Source organism: Ancylobacter radicis (assembly GCF_018449475.1).
Lineage (GTDB): Bacteria > Pseudomonadota > Alphaproteobacteria > Rhizobiales > Xanthobacteraceae > Ancylobacter > Ancylobacter radicis.
The window spans coordinates 222,475-238,794 of record NZ_JAHCQH010000017.1 but is presented as its reverse complement, the minus strand read 5'-3'; the positions used below and the strand labels follow the sequence as shown (position 1 = coordinate 238,794).

General features: G+C 68.0%; 14 protein-coding genes. 12 read left to right on the top strand and 2 right to left on the bottom strand.

Annotation, left to right across the window (positions count from 1 at the left end):
* Window positions 1–6 precede the first annotated feature (6 nt).
* The 12 genes from cofE to KIP89_RS12860 all read left to right on the top strand — a co-directional run bounded on the left by cofE (window position 7) and on the right by KIP89_RS12860 (window position 12,433).
* Complete coding sequence (cofE, locus tag KIP89_RS12915; protein ID WP_213755845.1) at window positions 7–765, top strand: coenzyme F420-0:L-glutamate ligase; 759 nt, start codon at window positions 7–9, stop codon at window positions 763–765.
* Entirely contained in the window at window positions 762–1,709 is a 948-nt protein-coding gene (gene cofD / locus KIP89_RS12910) for a 2-phospho-L-lactate transferase (RefSeq protein WP_213755844.1), read from the top strand. Before cofE ends, cofD begins: the two co-directional genes overlap by 4 nt.
* Before the next feature lie 23 nt (window positions 1,710–1,732).
* Window positions 1,733–2,404 (top strand): 2-phospho-L-lactate guanylyltransferase, encoded by a 672-nt coding sequence (gene cofC / locus KIP89_RS12905; protein ID WP_213755843.1) that lies wholly within the window; start codon window positions 1,733–1,735, stop codon window positions 2,402–2,404.
* Window positions 2,405–2,587: 183 nt separating this feature from the next.
* Window positions 2,588–3,685 (top strand): ABC transporter ATP-binding protein, encoded by a 1,098-nt coding sequence (locus tag KIP89_RS12900; RefSeq protein ID WP_213755842.1) that lies wholly within the window; start codon window positions 2,588–2,590, stop codon window positions 3,683–3,685.
* Window positions 3,682–4,854 (top strand): ABC transporter ATP-binding protein, encoded by a 1,173-nt coding sequence (locus tag KIP89_RS12895; protein ID WP_213755841.1) that lies wholly within the window; start codon window positions 3,682–3,684, stop codon window positions 4,852–4,854. The genes KIP89_RS12900 and KIP89_RS12895 overlap by 4 nt, the downstream gene beginning before the upstream one ends.
* Window positions 4,855–4,895: 41 nt before the next feature.
* The gene (locus KIP89_RS12890; protein WP_213755840.1) at window positions 4,896–6,293 is read left to right on the top strand and encodes an ABC transporter substrate-binding protein; all 1,398 of its coding nucleotides are present in this window, start codon (window positions 4,896–4,898) and stop codon (window positions 6,291–6,293) included.
* 218 nt (window positions 6,294–6,511) lie between these two features.
* Window positions 6,512–7,438: a carbohydrate ABC transporter permease gene (locus tag KIP89_RS12885; protein ID WP_250152441.1), complete on the top strand. Its 927-nt coding sequence runs from the start codon at window positions 6,512–6,514 to the stop codon at window positions 7,436–7,438.
* Between the two features lie 200 nt (window positions 7,439–7,638).
* Complete coding sequence (locus KIP89_RS12880; protein ID WP_213755839.1) at window positions 7,639–8,475, top strand: carbohydrate ABC transporter permease; 837 nt, start codon at window positions 7,639–7,641, stop codon at window positions 8,473–8,475.
* Window positions 8,476–8,485: 10 nt separating this feature from the next.
* Window positions 8,486–9,433 carry an acetamidase/formamidase family protein gene (locus tag KIP89_RS12875; protein ID WP_213755838.1) on the top strand — a complete coding sequence of 316 codons (948 nt, stop codon included), beginning with the start codon at window positions 8,486–8,488 and terminating at the stop codon, window positions 9,431–9,433.
* A 49-nt stretch (window positions 9,434–9,482) separates the two neighbouring features.
* Window positions 9,483–9,980 carry a hypothetical protein gene (locus KIP89_RS12870; protein ID WP_213755837.1) on the top strand — a complete coding sequence of 166 codons (498 nt, stop codon included), beginning with the start codon at window positions 9,483–9,485 and terminating at the stop codon, window positions 9,978–9,980.
* A 39-nt stretch (window positions 9,981–10,019) separates the two neighbouring features.
* A complete protein-coding gene (locus KIP89_RS12865) occupies window positions 10,020–11,582 on the top strand; it encodes a GMC family oxidoreductase (protein ID WP_213755836.1) in 1,563 nt (520 codons plus the stop codon).
* Window positions 11,583–11,698: 116 nt separating this feature from the next.
* Entirely contained in the window at window positions 11,699–12,433 is a 735-nt protein-coding gene (locus tag KIP89_RS12860) for a phosphoribosyltransferase (RefSeq protein WP_213755835.1), read from the top strand.
* A 40-nt stretch (window positions 12,434–12,473) separates the two neighbouring features.
* On the opposite strand, the gene KIP89_RS12855 is transcribed toward KIP89_RS12860, so the two are convergent.
* On the bottom strand, window positions 12,474–13,844 hold the full coding sequence (locus tag KIP89_RS12855; RefSeq protein ID WP_213755834.1) for a diguanylate cyclase domain-containing protein: 1,371 nt from the start codon (window positions 13,842–13,844) through the stop codon (window positions 12,474–12,476).
* Window positions 13,845–13,886: 42 nt separating this feature from the next.
* The gene (locus tag KIP89_RS12850; RefSeq protein ID WP_213755833.1) at window positions 13,887–16,199 is read right to left on the bottom strand and encodes a xanthine dehydrogenase family protein molybdopterin-binding subunit; all 2,313 of its coding nucleotides are present in this window, start codon (window positions 16,197–16,199) and stop codon (window positions 13,887–13,889) included.
* Window positions 16,200–16,320: the final 121 nt, after the last annotated feature.

Genomic DNA, 16,320 nt, shown 5'->3' with positions numbered 1-16,320 from the left:
CGCTCGATGGCGGTGGGGGGCGAGGTCCGGCTGGTCGCGCTTGAGGGGCTGCCGCTCATCCGGCCGGGCGATGATCTCGGCACGCTGATCGCTGCGGCCCTCGCCCGCGCCGGCCTCGCGCTTCAGGATGGCGACGTTCTGGTTCTGGCGCAGAAGATCGTCTCCAAGGCGGAAGGTCGCCTTGTCCGGCTCGCCGACGTCACCCCCTCGGCCGAGGCGCAGCGGCTGGCGCAGGAGGTGCGCAAGGACGCCCGCCTGGTCGAACTCATCCTGTCGGAGAGCCGGCGCATCGTGCGCGCCCGGCCGCATGTGCTGATCGTCGAGCATCGTCTCGGCCTCATCATGGCCAATGCCGGCATCGACCAGTCCAATGTGGAGGACGGCTTTGCGCTGCTGCTGCCGGAGAACCCGGACGCCAGCGCCGAAAAGCTGCGCGCGCGTCTCGCGCCGGAGGGGGCGCGTGTCGGGGTCGTGATCAATGACAGTTTCGGCCGTCCCTGGCGGCGCGGCACCACGGGGGTCGCCATCGGCGCCGCCGGCCTGCCGGCGCTGGTCGACCGGCGCGGCGAGGCGGATCTTTACGGGCGGCCCTTGCAGGTGACGATGATCGCCTTTGCCGACGAGATCGCCGCCAGCGCCTCGCTGCTCATGGGCCCGGCGGCCGAGGCACGACCCGTGGTACTGCTGCGCGGGCTCGGCTGGAGCGCGGCGGACAGCCCGGCAGCCGAGCTGATCCGCCCCGAAAACGAGGACCTGTTCCGATGAGTGGCGCCCTCGGCGGCAAGATCGTCGCGCTCTCCGGCGGCATAGGCGGCGCGAAGCTCGCTTTGGGGCTCGACCGCGTGCTTGCGCCCGGCCAGCTCACAATCATCGCCAATACCGGCGACGATTTCCGCCATCTCGGCCTGCATGTTTCGCCCGACATCGACACGCTGCTCTACACGCTCGCCGGTCTCGACGACCCGGTGCGCGGCTGGGGGCGGCGGGATGAGACCTGGACCTTCATGGCCGCGCTCGAACAGCTCGGCGGCGAGACCTGGTTCAGGCTCGGCGATGGCGACCTCGCGGTTCATGTCGAGCGCACCCGGCGCCTCGATGCCGGCGCCAGCCTCTCGCAGGTGACGGATGATCTGCGCCGCACGCTGGGCATCGCCTCCGCCATCGTGCCCATGAGCGACGCCCCGGTCCGCACCCAGGTCGAGACCGATGAGGGCTGGTACGACTTCCAGCATTATTTCGTCCGCCATCAGTGCCGCCCGCGCGTGGTCGGCCTCGCCTTTGCCGGGGCCTCCGCCGCCACGCTCGCCCCGGCGGCGTCGGCGGCGCTGGCCGACCCGGAATTGGCGGCCATCATCATCTGCCCGTCCAACCCCTATCTGAGCGTCGATCCGATCCTCGCCGTGCCCGGCCTGCGCGCCGCCATCGGCGCCTGCCGCGTGCCGGTGATCGCGGTCTCGCCGATCATCGCCGGGCAGGCGGTGAAGGGGCCGACCGCGAAGATGATGACGGAACTCGGCCTTGTCCCGTCCGCCGCCACGGTCGCCGCGCATTATGAGGGACTGATCGACATCTTCATCGTCGACGAGGCCGATGCGGGGCTGGAGGTCGACGGCCTCTCCGTGGTCGCCGCCCCCACGCTGATGCGTAGCCTGGCGGACAAGATCGGTCTCGCCCGCTTCGTGCTGGCCCAGGCGGGGCAGGGCGGGTGAAGGCGCCGCGCGGCACACCCCTGATGGACGGCACCGTGTACGCCGTCGTGCCGGTCAAGGATTTCGCCCTGGCCAAGCAGCGGCTGGCGCCGGCCCTGTCCGCCGACCAGCGGCGCGATCTTGTCCGCGCCATGCTCTGCGACGTGCTGGAGACGCTGGCGGCGTCGACGCGGCTCGCCGGCACCATCGTCATCACCGCCGATCCGCAGGCCGGCCTCCTCGCCCGCCATTATGGCGCGCGGCTGCTGTTCGAGCGGCAGGTGCGGGGCCTCAACGCGGCCGTCGCCAATGTCGCCACCCGCCTCGCCGCCGAGCAGCGCGCGGGAATGCTGATCCTGCCCTCCGACATTCCCGGAGTCAGTGCGGCGGAGATCGACCGGCTGGTCGCCGCCCATCCGCCCGGCCGGGCGGTCAGCCTTGTTCCCGCCCATGACGGGCAGGGCACCAACGCGCTCCTCGTCTCGCCGCCGGCCGCGCTGCGCTTTGCCTTCGGCCCGCTCAGCTTTCCCCTTCATGTCACCCTGGCGCAGGAGGCGGGTCTCGCCCTGCGCTGTCACGATGCGGCCGATTTTCCCGGCCTCGCCCACGACATCGACCAGCCGGCGGACCTCGCCGGTCTGGCCCGCCTGCTCCCCGCATCGCACACCCGCCGGCTGCTGGAACGGCACGACGGATTTCTGTCGCCGACACCCTGAAAACGTGCGTGCCCGCGGGGCATGCCGCGAAAGGCAGCAGGGGGCGTGCCGGCGCATCTTTCTTGAGCATAATCGACGGGCGGGAAACGACTAACCGTGCTCGTTATCCAGTGTGTCTAAACACCAGCACAATTTGGCACAGAACTTGGATTGCTCATCGGCATAGCCCCTGCGGAGTGCCGGATGTCGTCAATCGCTTTCGTGTCGGTCTTCAAGCGTTACGGTGAGGTGGAGGCGGTGAGCCGGCTCGACCTCGCCTGCGCCGCTGGCGAGATGCTCGCGCTGCTCGGCCCCTCCGGCTGCGGCAAGAGCACCACGCTCAAAATGGCCGCCGGCATCGAGACCGTCTCCGCCGGCGAAATCTTCTTCGGCGAGCGCCCGGTCTCCCGCCTCGCGCCGGGCGAGCGCAACATTGCCATGGTGTTCGAGGACTACGCCCTCTACCCGCAGATGACGGTGTGGGAGAACGTCGCCTTCCCGCTGAAGGTGCGCGGCATCTCCGGCCAGCCGGCGGCCGAGCGCATCGGCGAGGTGCTCCAGCTTCTCGGCCTGCGGCAGATGGCCGACCAGCCGGTGCGCGGGCTCTCCGGCGGCGCCATGCAGCGCGTCTCGATCGGCCGGGCGCTGGTGCGCGACCCGGAAGTCATCCTGTTCGACGAGCCGCTGTCCCATCTCGACGCCGACCAGAAGGTGCAGCTGCGCGCCGAGATCAAGCGGCTGCAGAAGCTGCGCCAGGTCACCTCGATCCTCGTCACCCATGACCAGACCGAGGCCATCGCCATGGCCGACCGGGTGGCGGTGATGAATCACGGCGTGCTTCAGCAGGTCGGCCCGCCGCAGGAGCTTTACGAGCGCCCGGCCAATCTCTTCGTCGCCAATTTCATCGGCGAGCCGCCGATGAACCTGATGCCCGCCGCCTTCGCCGAAGGCGGCTGCGTGGTCGGTGCCGGCTGGGCGGCGGCGCTGCCGCAAGCGCGCCTGCCACGCGTCGCCGGGGAGGGTGCGATCGTCGCCGGCATCCGACCCGAGAACATCACGGTAAGCGCCCCGGACCAGCCCGGCGAGGCGCACGGGCGCATCATCTATCGCGAGCCGCGCGGCGATGCCGACGTGCTCACCGTGGCGCTGGAATCCGAGCATGGTCCGGGCGGCACGCTGATCGCCGAGATCGCCGGCCCCGCGCCCTGGCGGGCCGGGGACCGGGTGGCCCTCGGCATCGACCTGGCGCGCCTGCTCATCTTCGACGCCGCCAGCGGGCGCAACCGGGAGGCGCTGTCATGAACGCGGAAACCGGGACGGGTCTTGTCGCCCGTGGCATCACCAAGAGCTTCGCCAAGGGCAAGAGTTCGGCCAAGGGTAAAAACGAGATCATCACCGCCCTGCGCGACCTCGACATCAACATCGCGCCGGGCGAGCTGCTCGCCATCACCGGCCCCTCGGGCGCCGGCAAATCCACCTTCTGCCGCATCCTTGCCGGGCTGGAGCGGCCCGATGCCGGCAACGTGACGCTGGCCGGGCGCGACCTTGCCGGCATTCCCCCGCAGCAGCGCCGCGTGGCGCTGATGTTCGAATCCTACGCGCTCTATCCTCATCTCAGCGTGCGCGGCAACGCCCTCTCGCCGCTTCAGGCGCCCGGCGGCCGGCTGGACCCGGCGGCGGCCGCCAAGCGCGTCGACGAGGTGCTGGAGCTGCTGGAAATCCGCCATCTCGGCGAGCGCCTGCCGGGCGCCCTGTCGGGCGGGCAGAAGCAGCGCGTGGCGCTGGCCCGCGCGCTGGTGCAGATACCGGACCTGTTCATTCTCGATGAGCCGATCTCCCATCTCGACGCCAAGCTGCGCCACAAGCTGCGCGGCGAAATCCGCCGCCGCCTGTCTGCCCAGAGCGCGCCGAGCCTGTGGGCGACGCCCGACGGCATGGAGGCGCTGTCGGTCGGCGACCGCGTGGTGGTGATGGATCAGGGCCGCGTCGAGCAGGTCGGCACGCCCGAGGAAATCTGGCTGCGCCCGGCCAGCGCGCGCGTCGCCCGCCTGCTCGGCGACCCGCCGATGAACCTCATCGAGGGCGACCTCGTCCATGAAGGGGGCGCGCTGTTCTTCACCCGCCGCGCCCTGCGTCTGGCCCTGCCGGCGGCGCTGGCGCGGGCGGCGGAGCAGGCCTCGTCCGCCTCCGTCATCCTCGGCGTGCGCCCGGACGGCATCGCCTTTGCCCCGAACGGCGCGACAGGCGCGGCCGAGGCCGAGATCTATTCCAACGAACCCTTCGGCAAGCACGCCATCGTCACGCTCGACCTTGGCGCGCTGCTGGCCAAGGCCAAGACGAGTATGGCGAACGCCGCCGCGCTCGGCGCCGATGCCGGGGGCGGCATCGGCCGACGCGTGGGACTGCTTTTCCCGAGCGAGGGGCTTGCCCTGTTCGACGGGACGACGGGCCGCGCGCTGCCCGGAACGTGACTACGAGCCGCTGATAACAGACCAACCAGAGGGAAAGAGCGATGAAGAGACTTCACAGGTGTTTCGCCGCCGCCTTGGCGGCCTCGACGGTGCTCCTCGCACCGCTCGCGCCGGCCCGCGCGCAGGACAGTTTCTACGCGGAAGCGGCCAAGCCCTATAAGGGCACGACCATCCGCGTGCTCGACGAGATCACCCCGCTGCAGGAGACGCTGTCCAAGATCATCCCGGAATTCGAGAAGGAAACCGGCATCAAGGTCGAGTGGGAGCTGCTGAACCATTTCGAGGTGATCAACAAGGGCCAGGCCGACATGCTGTCCGGTCGCGGCTATTACGACGCGATCATGCTGCACGGCTTCCAGCTCGGCCCGATGATCTCGGCCGGCGCGATCATGCCGCTCAACGATCTGGTCGCCAACCCGAAGCTCTCCAACCCCAATCTCGGCACCTCGGACTTCATCCAGAACCCGTTCAAGACGGCGGCCTTCGTCGGCGACAAGCAATACTCCTTCATCAACTGGAACTACAACCAGATCTACTGGACCCGCGCCGACCTGCTGGGCAATGCGGACGAGAAGGCGGCCTTCAAGGCCAAGTATGGCTATGATCTCGCGCCCGCCGAAACCATGGAACAGATGCGCGACATCGCGCAGTTCTTCACCCGCAAGAAGGGCGAAAAGCTCGCCGGCAAGCCGCTTGAGAGCGATTTCTACGGGATCGTGCTCGAAGGCATCAAGGGCGGCTCGACCTTCCCGACCCTGTGGAACAACTTCGTCAAGAACTATGGCGGCAACCTGATCGACGCCGAGGGCCGCCCGACCTTCGACACGCCGGAGACGGTCGCCGCGCTGAAGATGTGGCGCGAGCTGTGGACCTATGCCCCGCCCGGCATCGCCGAATACTCGCTGGTCGACGTGCCGACCGTGATGGGCAACGGCATCGCCGCCCAGTCCATCGCCTGGTCGGACTTCGTGCTCGGCGTCGACAAGAAGGGCGTGTCGCCTTACGCGGGCCAGTTCGTCTATGGCCCGATCCCGATCAAGGCCGGCTCCAAGGAGCGTTTCGCCGAGGCCGAGCCGTCGGTCACCGTCATCAGCGCCGCCTCGAAGAACCCCGAGCCGACCTTCATCTTCCTGCAGTGGCTGGCTGACCGGAAGCAGCAGGACAAGCTGATCGCGCTGGGTGAAGGCGGCGTGCCGATCCGCGAAAGCTCCTGGGCGCTGCCGGCCATCACCGGCGCCGCCAACAAGACGCTCTACACCGCGATGAAGTCGACCCTCGACGTCGCCGAGGCCAAGCCGAAGATGCCGAAATTCTACGAGATCTACGACGTGATGAGCGGCATCGCGCAGGAAGTCGGCCTCGGCAAGCTCTCCCCGGAGGAGGGCGCCAAGAAGGGCCAGGCCGAGCTGCTCAAGCTCTGCACCAAATGCCTGCTGTGATCAGCCTGCTGTGACGGGAACACCGTCATCCTGAGGTGCGCGCGTCAGCGCGCCTCGAAGAATGGAACCACCGGGCGCGCCCGGATGACCATCCTTCGAGGCCCGGCAAAAGCCGGGCACCTCAGGATGACGTTCCGCCTAGGCAGTCAGCGACCCGCCTCTCCCGCACGCGGGCGAGGCATCTTTCCCAGCTCCGACGACCACGAGGGCATGAACCCATGGCGAGCGCCAGCGAACCCATCCCGGCCGCCGACACCGCGGCGAAAATGCTGCCGCGCGAGCGCAGCTGGTATCCCTACCTGCTGATCGCGCCCTCGATGCTCATGCTGGTCGTGGTCTCGCTGATCCCGTTCCTCTACACGATCTATCTGAGCTTCCACGCCGCCAAGTTCGGCCGCGTCACCGACTTCATCGGCTTCGACAATTACGCCGTGCTGCTGGCCGATGCGCGGTTCTGGAACTCGATCAGCATCGCCGCCACCTTCGTCTTCATCGCCGTACCCATCGAGTTCATGCTCGGGCTGATCGGCGCGCTGGTGCTGAACCAGAATGTGCGCGGGCGCTCCATCCTCATCCCGCTGCTGTTCATGCCGGCGATGATGGCGCCGATCGTGGTCGGCCTGCTGTGGAAGATCATGCTCGCCGGCTCGTGGGGCTTTCTATCCTACAACGTGCTGGAGCGGTTCGACATTTTGCCGGGCACCTCGGTCTTCGCCTCGCCCGACTACGCGCTCTACGCGCTGATCTTCGTCGATATCTGGCAGTGGACGCCGTTCATGATGCTGGCCTTCTTCGCCGGCCTTCAGGCGCTGCCGCTCGGGCCCTATCGGGCGGCGGCGGTGGACGGCGCCAATTCGCTGCAGATGTTCACCCACATCACCCTGCCGATGATGACGCCGCTGCTCGCGGTGATCGGCCTCCTGCGCTTCATCGACGCCTTCAAGGTGTTCGACACGATCTACATCCTGACCGGCGGCGGGCCGGGCACCTCCACCGAGACGCCGTCGATCCTCGCCAACAAGATGACCTTCGAGTTCTGGAACATCGGCGAGGCCTCGGCGCTCGCGGTGCTGGTCTGGATCGCCTTCTTCGCCTTCTGCTCGGTCTTCTACCAGATCGCCAAGAAGCGCCTGAACGCCTTCTGAGGGATGGTGATGAACCTTGCGACTGTCCGTCTGCGTCCTTCGAGGCCCGCCTGTGGCGGGCGCCTCAGGATGACGGAGCGCCCCCGCCGCCCGGTCCCCGTCATGCTGAGGAGCGGGGCGCAGCCCCGCGTCTCGAAGCACGCAGACGGCGGCTCTCGTGCCCGTCAATTCGCCTTCCTCGGTTGAACCGGAGACCATTCATGGCAGAAGCAAGCGACCGCCCCGAAGGCTCCAAAGGCTGGTTCTGGACCGGCATCACCATCGTCTACGCGCTGATCGTCCTGTTCCCCATCTACTGGATGGCGACGATGATGGTGAAGCCGAACGACGCCATGTTCGCGCGCCCGACCCAGTGGCTGTTCACCCCGACGCTTGAGCATTTCAGCTATGTGCTCGACCAGGGCTTCCACTGGTATCTGCTGACATCCTTCGCGCTATGCTCGGTGTCCACCGCGCTCGTCGTCATCATCGGCACGCCGGCGGCCTATGCCTTTGCGCGCTTCGAGATGCGCGGCAAGGACGATCTGTTCCTGTTCATCCTCGGCTCGCGCATGGCCCCGCCGGTGTGCCTGGTCATCCCGTTCTACCTGATCTTCGCCAAGGTCGGCCTGCTCGACACCTTCACCGGCCTGACGCTGGCCTACATGACCTTCAACCTGTCCTTCTACATCTGGGTGCTGCGCTCCTTCTGCCGCGACCTGCCGGTGGAGCTGGAGGAGGCGGCGGCGCTGGAGGGCTGGTCGCGGCTGCAGATCTTCCGCCGCGTGGTGTTCCCGCTGCTGCGCAACGGCATCGTGGCGACCGCCGTGCTGTGCTTCATCTTCGCCTGGAACGAGTTCCTGTTCGCCTTCATGCTCGGCGGCAAGGCGATGCAGACGCTGCCGGTGTCCATCCCCAAGCTGATCACCGCACAGGGCGTGCGCTGGGGCGAGATGGCGGTGGTCGGCATGACCGCGCTGCTCCCCGTCCTCGCGGTGGTCTTCGTCTTGCAACGGCACATCGTGCGCGGGCTCACGCTCGGCGCGGTCAAGGGGTGAGGAGCACCTGATGGCGGATCATTATCTCCCGGCCCAGCCCGGCACGGTGAACTGGGGCCAGTGGGACGCGAGCCTCAAGCCCGTGCTCACCATCAGGTCCGGCGACACGGTGGTGATCGACACGCTCTCCGGCGAGCCCGAGGACATGCCGGACCCGGCGCTCGGCTTCACCCCCGTGCCCGGCCAGGCGGAGGTGTTCGCCTCCACCTTCCGCGGCCCCGGCCCGCATATGCTGACCGGCCCGATCTATGTCGACGGCGCCGAGCCGGGCGACGTGCTGGAGGTGCGGCTGAAGGCGATCGAGTTCCGCGCCGACTGGGGCTGGAACATCCAGATGCCGTTCTGGGGCACGCTGCCGGAGGATTTCCCCAATCTGCGCCGCCTGCACATCCCGGTTGATGGCGCGCGCGGTGTCGCGGTGATGCCCTGGGGCCAGGAACTGCCGCTGGAACCGTTCTTCGGCAATTTCGGTGTCGCGCCGGCACCGCAATGGGGCCGGCTCTCCTCTACCGAGCCGCGCGTGTTCGGTGGCAACATGGACAATAAGGAACTGGGCGTCGGCTCCATCACCTATTTCCCGGTCTTCACCGAGGGCGCGCTGTTCTCGGTCGGCGACGGGCATGGCCGGCAGGGCGATGGCGAGGTGTGCCTCACGGCGCTGGAAACCGCGCTGACCGGCACCTTCGAGTTTCATCTGCGCAAGGACATGAAGCTCACCAGCCCGCGCGCCGAGACCCCGGCGGACTGGATCACCATGGGCTTCGACCCCGATCTCGACGACGCCGCCAAGCAGGCGCTGCGCGACATGATCGCGCTGATCCGCGAGCACTCCGACCTTTCCGCGCAGGATGCCTACACGCTGTGCTCGCTCTGCGCCGATCTGCGGGTGACGCAGACCGTCGACCTCAACAAGGGCATCCACTGCGTGCTGCCGAAAAAATACCTGCCAGTGCGGTAGGATCCTGCCGCTGAGCCTTCCTCGAAACGTTGAAGTTCGGAGCCATCCGATGTCCGCTATCACGGCCCATAAAGACCCCAAGCTCCCCCCGCCCGTCGCCCTGCCGGAGGATGCGAGCTGGGTCGGCGCGCTCTCCCTGTTCGATGCCCAGGCGGCGGAGACGCTGGTCGCGGTGGTGCGCACGCTCTACCCGCATGACGGGCTGCCCGAGCGCATCTACCGCCGCACCGTGTTCCATTTCGACGCCATGGCCAGCAAGGCCCCGGCGGCGGCGCAGGTGTTCGCCGAGTTCATCGACATGGCCGACAGCGCCCTGCCGCTGCCGTTCCGCGAGCTGTCGGAAGGCTACCGCGTGCAGGTGCTGAAGACGCTGGAGGCGAGCGCGCCGTTCCGCCTCGTCCAGCGCTCGGCCGTGCGCTTCCTCTATGACGATGTCGAGGTGTGGCAGGCCTTTGGCTATGAGGGCGCCTCGGTCCATCTCGGCGGCTACGTCAACCGTGGCTTCAACGATCTCGACTGGCTGCCCGATCCGCCCGCTGGCGTCTGATCCCTCGGCAGCCCTTTCCCGTTTCCCGGAGTGACCCCTATGACCGCCTATTCCCTCGACGACGATGGCGTCGTTGTCATTATCGGTTCGGGCGCCGGCGGCGGCACGCTCGCCCATGAGCTCGCCCGGCGCGGCATTGACGTGGTGCTGCTGGAAGCCGGCAAGCACCTGACCGCCGAGGATTTCGTCAATGACGAATGGGGCGGCTACGAGATGCTGTCCTGGCTCGACAAGCGCACCTCGTCCGGCACTTGGCGCGTCGCCAAGGATCATCCGCTGACCCCGAGCTGGAGCTGTCAGGTGGTCGGCGGCACGACCACGCACTGGTCCGCCTGCTGCTACCGCTTCATCGCCGACGAGCTGCGCGCCCGCACCGTCTATGGCGAGATCCCCGGCACCACGCTGATCGACTGGCCGATCACGCTGGACGAGCTGAACCCCTATTACGACCTCGCCGAAGCCAAGATGGGCGTCACCCGCACCAATGGCTTGCCCGCCCTGCCGGCGAACAACAATTTCAAGGTGATGCATGCCGGCGCCACCGCGCTGGGGCTCAACGTCACCACCGGTCGCCACGCCATCAACACCATCCCCTATGATGGCCGCCCGGCCACCATTCAGGACGGTTTCACCATCACCGGCGACAAGACCGGCGCGCGCTGGTCGACGCTGAATGTCGAGCTCCCCAAGGGCCTCGCCACCGGCAAGCTGGAACTGCGCGCGCAGTCCCGCGCCGTGTTCATCGAGCATGACGCCGCCGGCAAGGCGTCCGCCGTGCTCTATGTCGATGCCGAGGGCGTCACCCACCGGCAGAAGGCCCGCGCCGTGGTGCTGGCCGGCAATTGCGTGGAATCCTCGCGCCTGCTGCTGCACTCGAAGAGCGCGCGTTTCCCCGACGGTCTCGCCAATGGCTATGGCCATGTCGGCCGGCATTATCTGCGCCATCTCATCCAGACGGTCTGGTCGACCTTCGACAAGCCGGTCCACATGCATCGCGGCGAGATCATGGGCGGCATGATCGACGATTTCGTGCGCCACGATCCCGCGCGCGGCTATGCTGGCGGCTTCTATATCGAGATGAACTCGATGGGCTTGCCGACCACCGCCGCCTTCATGGAGCCGGGCTGGTGGGGCCGCGACTTCGCCTCGGTGATCGAGCAATACGCCAACATGGCCGGCATCTTCATGTCCGGCGAGGACATGCCGCAGGCCGACAACCGCATCACCCTGACCGACGAACTGGATGCCTATGGCGTGCCGGTCGCCAACATCCATTATGACGACCACCCGAACGATTTGAAGATGCGCAGCCACGGCTACAAGGTACTGACCTCGATCCACAAGGCAGCGGGCGCGAAGCGTTCGGTCGAGGCGCCCGCTTATCCGGCGAGCCACAATCTCGGCTCGAACCGCATGGCGGCCAAGGCCGAGGACGGCGTGCTCGACGGCAATTGCCGGGCGTGGGAGGTGCCGAACCTGTTCATCGCCGACGGCTCCAACTTCGCCACCGGCGGCGCCTGCAACCCGACCCTGACCATCGTCGCGCTGGCCATAAGGCAGGCCGACTTCATGGCTCGCCAGATGGCCGCCGGGGAGCTGTGAGGCGGCGCATCCCGCCCGTCATCCCGGACGGCCAAAGGCCGATCCGGGAGCGTCGGCAGGATAGAGAGCGCCCCGGCCATCGCCGCTCCACCGGATGACAGGAAAGGCCGCTGCGCGTGTCTGACGACTTCACCGAATCCACGCTGGCCTATTGGCAGGAACTGCACCCCGCCGTACCGCACGGCGTCTCCGCCGCGCCGCCCTACCGGTTCGGCTATCCGGTGACGCTGCCGGATGGGCGCGTCCTCGTCCTGCCGCTGCGCCGCCTGCCGGGCAGCCCCCACGCCGTTGCGGCCCACGCGGTGGCCTCGCTGATCGCCAATCAGGCATCGCATCAGGTGGTCGCCGCTCTGGCTGACGCGATGGCGGAGGAGGCGCAGGGGCTGGGGGCGCAGGTAATCGCCGGCCTGCCGACGCTCGGCCTGTCCTTCGCCGCGCTGGTGGCGGAGCGGCTCGGCCAGACGCGCTATGTGCCGCTCGGCTATTCCCGCAAGTTCTGGTACGCCGACGCGCTCTCCGAGCCGGTCTCCTCCATCACCTCGCCGGAGGCCGGCAAGCGGCTGCGGCTCGACCCGAACCTGCTGCCGCTGGTCGAGGGCCGGCGCGTGGTGCTGGTCGACGACGCCATCTCCACCGGCGCCACCGCCATCGCCGCCTGCCGGCTGATGGCCCGCGCCGGGGCGCAGATCGCCGGCATGGTAGTGGCGATGAAGCAGACCAATCGCTGGGTCTCGGCGATGGCGGATGTCCTCCCGCCCGAGACCATCCGCGCCGCCTATGGCTGCCCCCGCTTCACCCTGCGCGACGATGGCTGGTGGCCGGAGGAAGCGACACGGCCGGAGGTGCCGTAGCCAAAGGGCCTGGGCACGCGACCCTGTGGCCTGGGGGGGCTCAGCGGGAGGCAAAACGGTACGTGTTGCGGCCACCGAGTTTGGCGGCATAAAGCGCGCGGTCCGCTGCCGAGAGGATCTGATCGACATCCAACCCGTCCTGCGGGGCCAGCGCGATGCCTATGCTGAGCGTGGCCTGAATCTCATGTGCCCGGAACAGGATCGGACGCGCCATCGCATCGATCAGACGCCCTGCCATCGTGGTCACCGAGACGGCGGCGTCGGTGTTGTCCAGCATCCGTATCAAGGCGAATTCATCGCCGCCCAACCGGACCGCGGTGTCGTCGTCCCCTATGGCGGCCTGAAACCGCCGCGCGGCTTCGCGCAACACGGCATCCCCGGCCTGATGGCCGAACGTGTCGTTGATGCGCTTGAAGCCGTCGATGTCCATGCAGAAAAGGGCGAAGCGGCGTCCATCCCGCTGCGCCTGGAGGACGGCCTCCGCCAGCCGCCTGTCGAAGACCGCACGGTTGGCGAGGCCGGTGAGCGTGTCGTGCGACGCCAGATATTCGAGGTGGCTTTCCGCCTGCTTGCGCCGCTGGATGTCGCGCACGGAAGCCACATAGCCATTGGCGGCTCCCGTGGCCGGGTCGTGGGTGAGCCGGACCGAGGCTTCCATCCACACCCAATGGCCGTCCTTATGACGTTGACGCACCTCGGAAGCCCCGGTCTCAAGCTTACCCGCGCGGATCTCCGCCATGAGCGCGCCGAAGCTCTCACGATCATCCGGGTGAACGATGTCGATCGCGCGATGGCCGATCAGCTCTTCCGGCTCATAACCGAGCAGGGCGCGCACGGAGGGCGAGATATAAAGGCGGATGCCCTCGAGATTGCCGCGCACGATCGTGTCGGTCGAGGTCTCCGCCAGCAGGCGGAATTCCGTCTCCTGCAGGCGGGCGAGCTCCGCCTGCCAGCTCAACTGCAGGGCCTGACCGGCGAGGGTGCCGAGATCCAGCAGCCGCCGCCGCTGGTCGGCGTCGAAATCACGCGGCCGCGTGTCGAAGACGGCAAGGCGGCAGGGTTCGAGGTGGCAAGCTGCGGGTACGGGGACCTTCAGCACGGCGAGAAAGCGCACGCGCTCCTCTCCCGCGATCCCGCTCAGCTTAGCGAGGGCAGGGCCATCCCGCGTATCGCCGAGGACGAGCAGGGGCGATGCGGGATCATCGGGCGGCAAGCCCGTCTGAAGAGCGGCGGCGACGGAGCGCCCGAAGGTGCCGTCGTCGCTGCCGGCCAGCCCTACATGGTCGCCCTGCCACAGGCAGGCGAAGGGCATATCCAGAAGATCCCGCGCGATCCGGCAGAGCGCCGCGAAGTCGGGAGAGCCGGCGGCAAGGGCTGATGTGTCGCTCGATGTCGCGGATGAGACAGGCACAGGCGGATTCATCAACGCGTTCGAACGAAAGACGTCAGAACTCTAATCATACGACGTCTGGCGCGCCAAGGCTTTCGCCGCCTGAACCGCCTCCCACACCCGCGACGGGGTGAGCGGCATGTCGAGATGGGTGATGCCGAGGCCCGACAGCGCGTCCACCACGGCGTTGACGAAGGCGGGCGGGGCGCCGATGGCGCCGGCTTCCCCTGCGCCCTTGATGCCGAGCGGGTTGGTCGTGCAGGGCGTGTTCTGCGTCGTCACGGAGAAGAACGGCACGTCGTCGGCGCGCGGCAGGCCGTAATCCATGAACGAGCCGGACAGCAGCTGCCCGGTCTCGGGGTCGTACACGGTGCGCTCGGTCATTGCCTGGCCGATCCCCTGCGCGATGCCGCCATGCACCTGACCGGACAGCACCAGCGGGTTCAGCGTGCGCCCGAAATCGTCGACCACCGTGTAGCGTTTGACCTTGATGAACCCCGTCTCCGGGTCCACCGCGACCTCGCAGACATGCGCGCCATTGGGGAAGGTGCCGATCATCTGCTCGAAATCGCCGATGCCCTCCAGCCCGCCGACCTTGGCGGCGACATCGACGATGCCGACATGCCGGTTGGTGCCGGGCACGCGGAACAGGCCGTCGTCGAAATCCAGCTCGCGCTCGTTCACCTCGAGCAGCTTGGCCGCCGCATGGCTTGCCTTGGCGAGCAAGGCCCCGGCGGCGAGCTTCACCGCGCCGCCGCCATGCACCATGGAGCGCGAGGCGACCGTGCCGCCGGCGGAGGGGATGGGATGGTCGGTATCGCCGGTCTTCACCGTGATGCAGGCGGGGTCGAGGCCCAGCGCCTCGGCGGTCATCTGCACATAGGTGGTCTCGTGGCCCTGGCCGGTGGACTGGGTGCCGACATGCACGATCACCGCGCCATCCGTGGCGATCTCCACCCGCGCCCCTTCCTTGCCGGGCACGCCGGTGCGCTCGATGTAATAGGCGAGGCCGATGCCGCGGAGCTTTCCATCCGCCACGGCCCGCCGCGCGGAAAAACCGGCCCAGTCGGCCGCCTCCATCGCCTTGTGCATCACCCGGACGAAATCGCCGGAATCATAGGTCACGCCGGTTGCCGTGGTGTGCGGCATCTCCTCGGGCGGGATCATGTTGAGCGCGCGCAGCGCGTCCGGCCCGATGCCGATCTCGCGCGCCGCCTTGTCGACCAGCCGCTCGATCAGATAGGCCGCTTCCGGCCGCCCGGCGCCGCGATAGGCGTCGATCGGCGCGTTATTGGTGTAAGCAATGCGCACATCGGTCGCCACCACCGGGACCTTGTAGACGCCCGGCGCCATGGGCGGGCCGGACAGTGTCGGGCAATAGACGCCGAAGGCCGAGAGCGCCCCGCCGGCGCTGGCCAGCGTCTCCACCTTCAGCGCGGTGAAGCGGTTCTCCGCATCGAGCCCGAGCCACGCCTTTGAGGCGTTGTCGCGGCCCTGCGTGTCCGACAGGAAGGCTTCCGCCCGGCTCGACTGCCAGCGCACCGGCCGGCCGAGCTTGCGCGCGGCATAGAGCACCAGCGCCTGTTCGGGATAGGGAATGGCCTTCATGCCGAAGCCGCCGCCGACATCGGGGGTGATGACGCGCAGCCTGTCGGCCGGCAGGCCGAACACGCCCTCGAACATGAAGTCGCGGATCATGTGGCTGCCCTGGCTGCCCGTCACCAGCGTGAACTGGCCGGCTTCCGCATCATACAGCCCGATGGCGTTGCGTGGCTCCATCGAGGAGACGACGATGCGGTTATTGATGAGCTCCAGTTCCACCACCCGCGCCGAGGCGTCGAGCGCGGCATCGGCCGCGTCGATCTCGCCCAGCCGCCAGTGCAGCGCGAGATTGCCCGGCGCTTCCGCGAACAGCTCCGGCGCGTCCTCGGCGAGCGCGTCGGCGGGCTCGACCACGGCCGGCAAATCGTCAATGTCAAGCATCACGGCTTCCGCCGCGTCCTGCGCCGCGCGGGCGCTGGTCGCCACCACAAAGGCGACCGGCTCGCCGAGATAGCGCACCTTGCCGCCGGCCAGCAGCGTGTGGGCGGGCAGGGGCATTTTCTCGCCATTCACATGGTCGAGCACGATGATGACGGGGAGCGAGCCGATGCCGTCGGCGGCGAGGTCATCGGCGGTGTACGCCGCCAGCACCTCCTCCATCTCGCGCGCGGCGCTCACATCGACGCCGTTCAGCACGCCATGGGCGACAGGCGCGCGCACCACGGCGGCGAACAACTCGCCCTCATAGTGAATGTCGTCGGTGAAGCGGCCGGTGCCGGTGATGAACCGCAGATCCTCGACCCGCCGGAAAGGCTGCCCCAGACCGAACTTCATCGCGCCGCTCCCTCATTCTGCCGCGCAAAAAGGCATCGCATGATTGTGCTCACTTGCCAATCATTCTATTTGCGCAATCATCAGCACATAACGTACGATAATGTCGAATATCGAAGAAGAT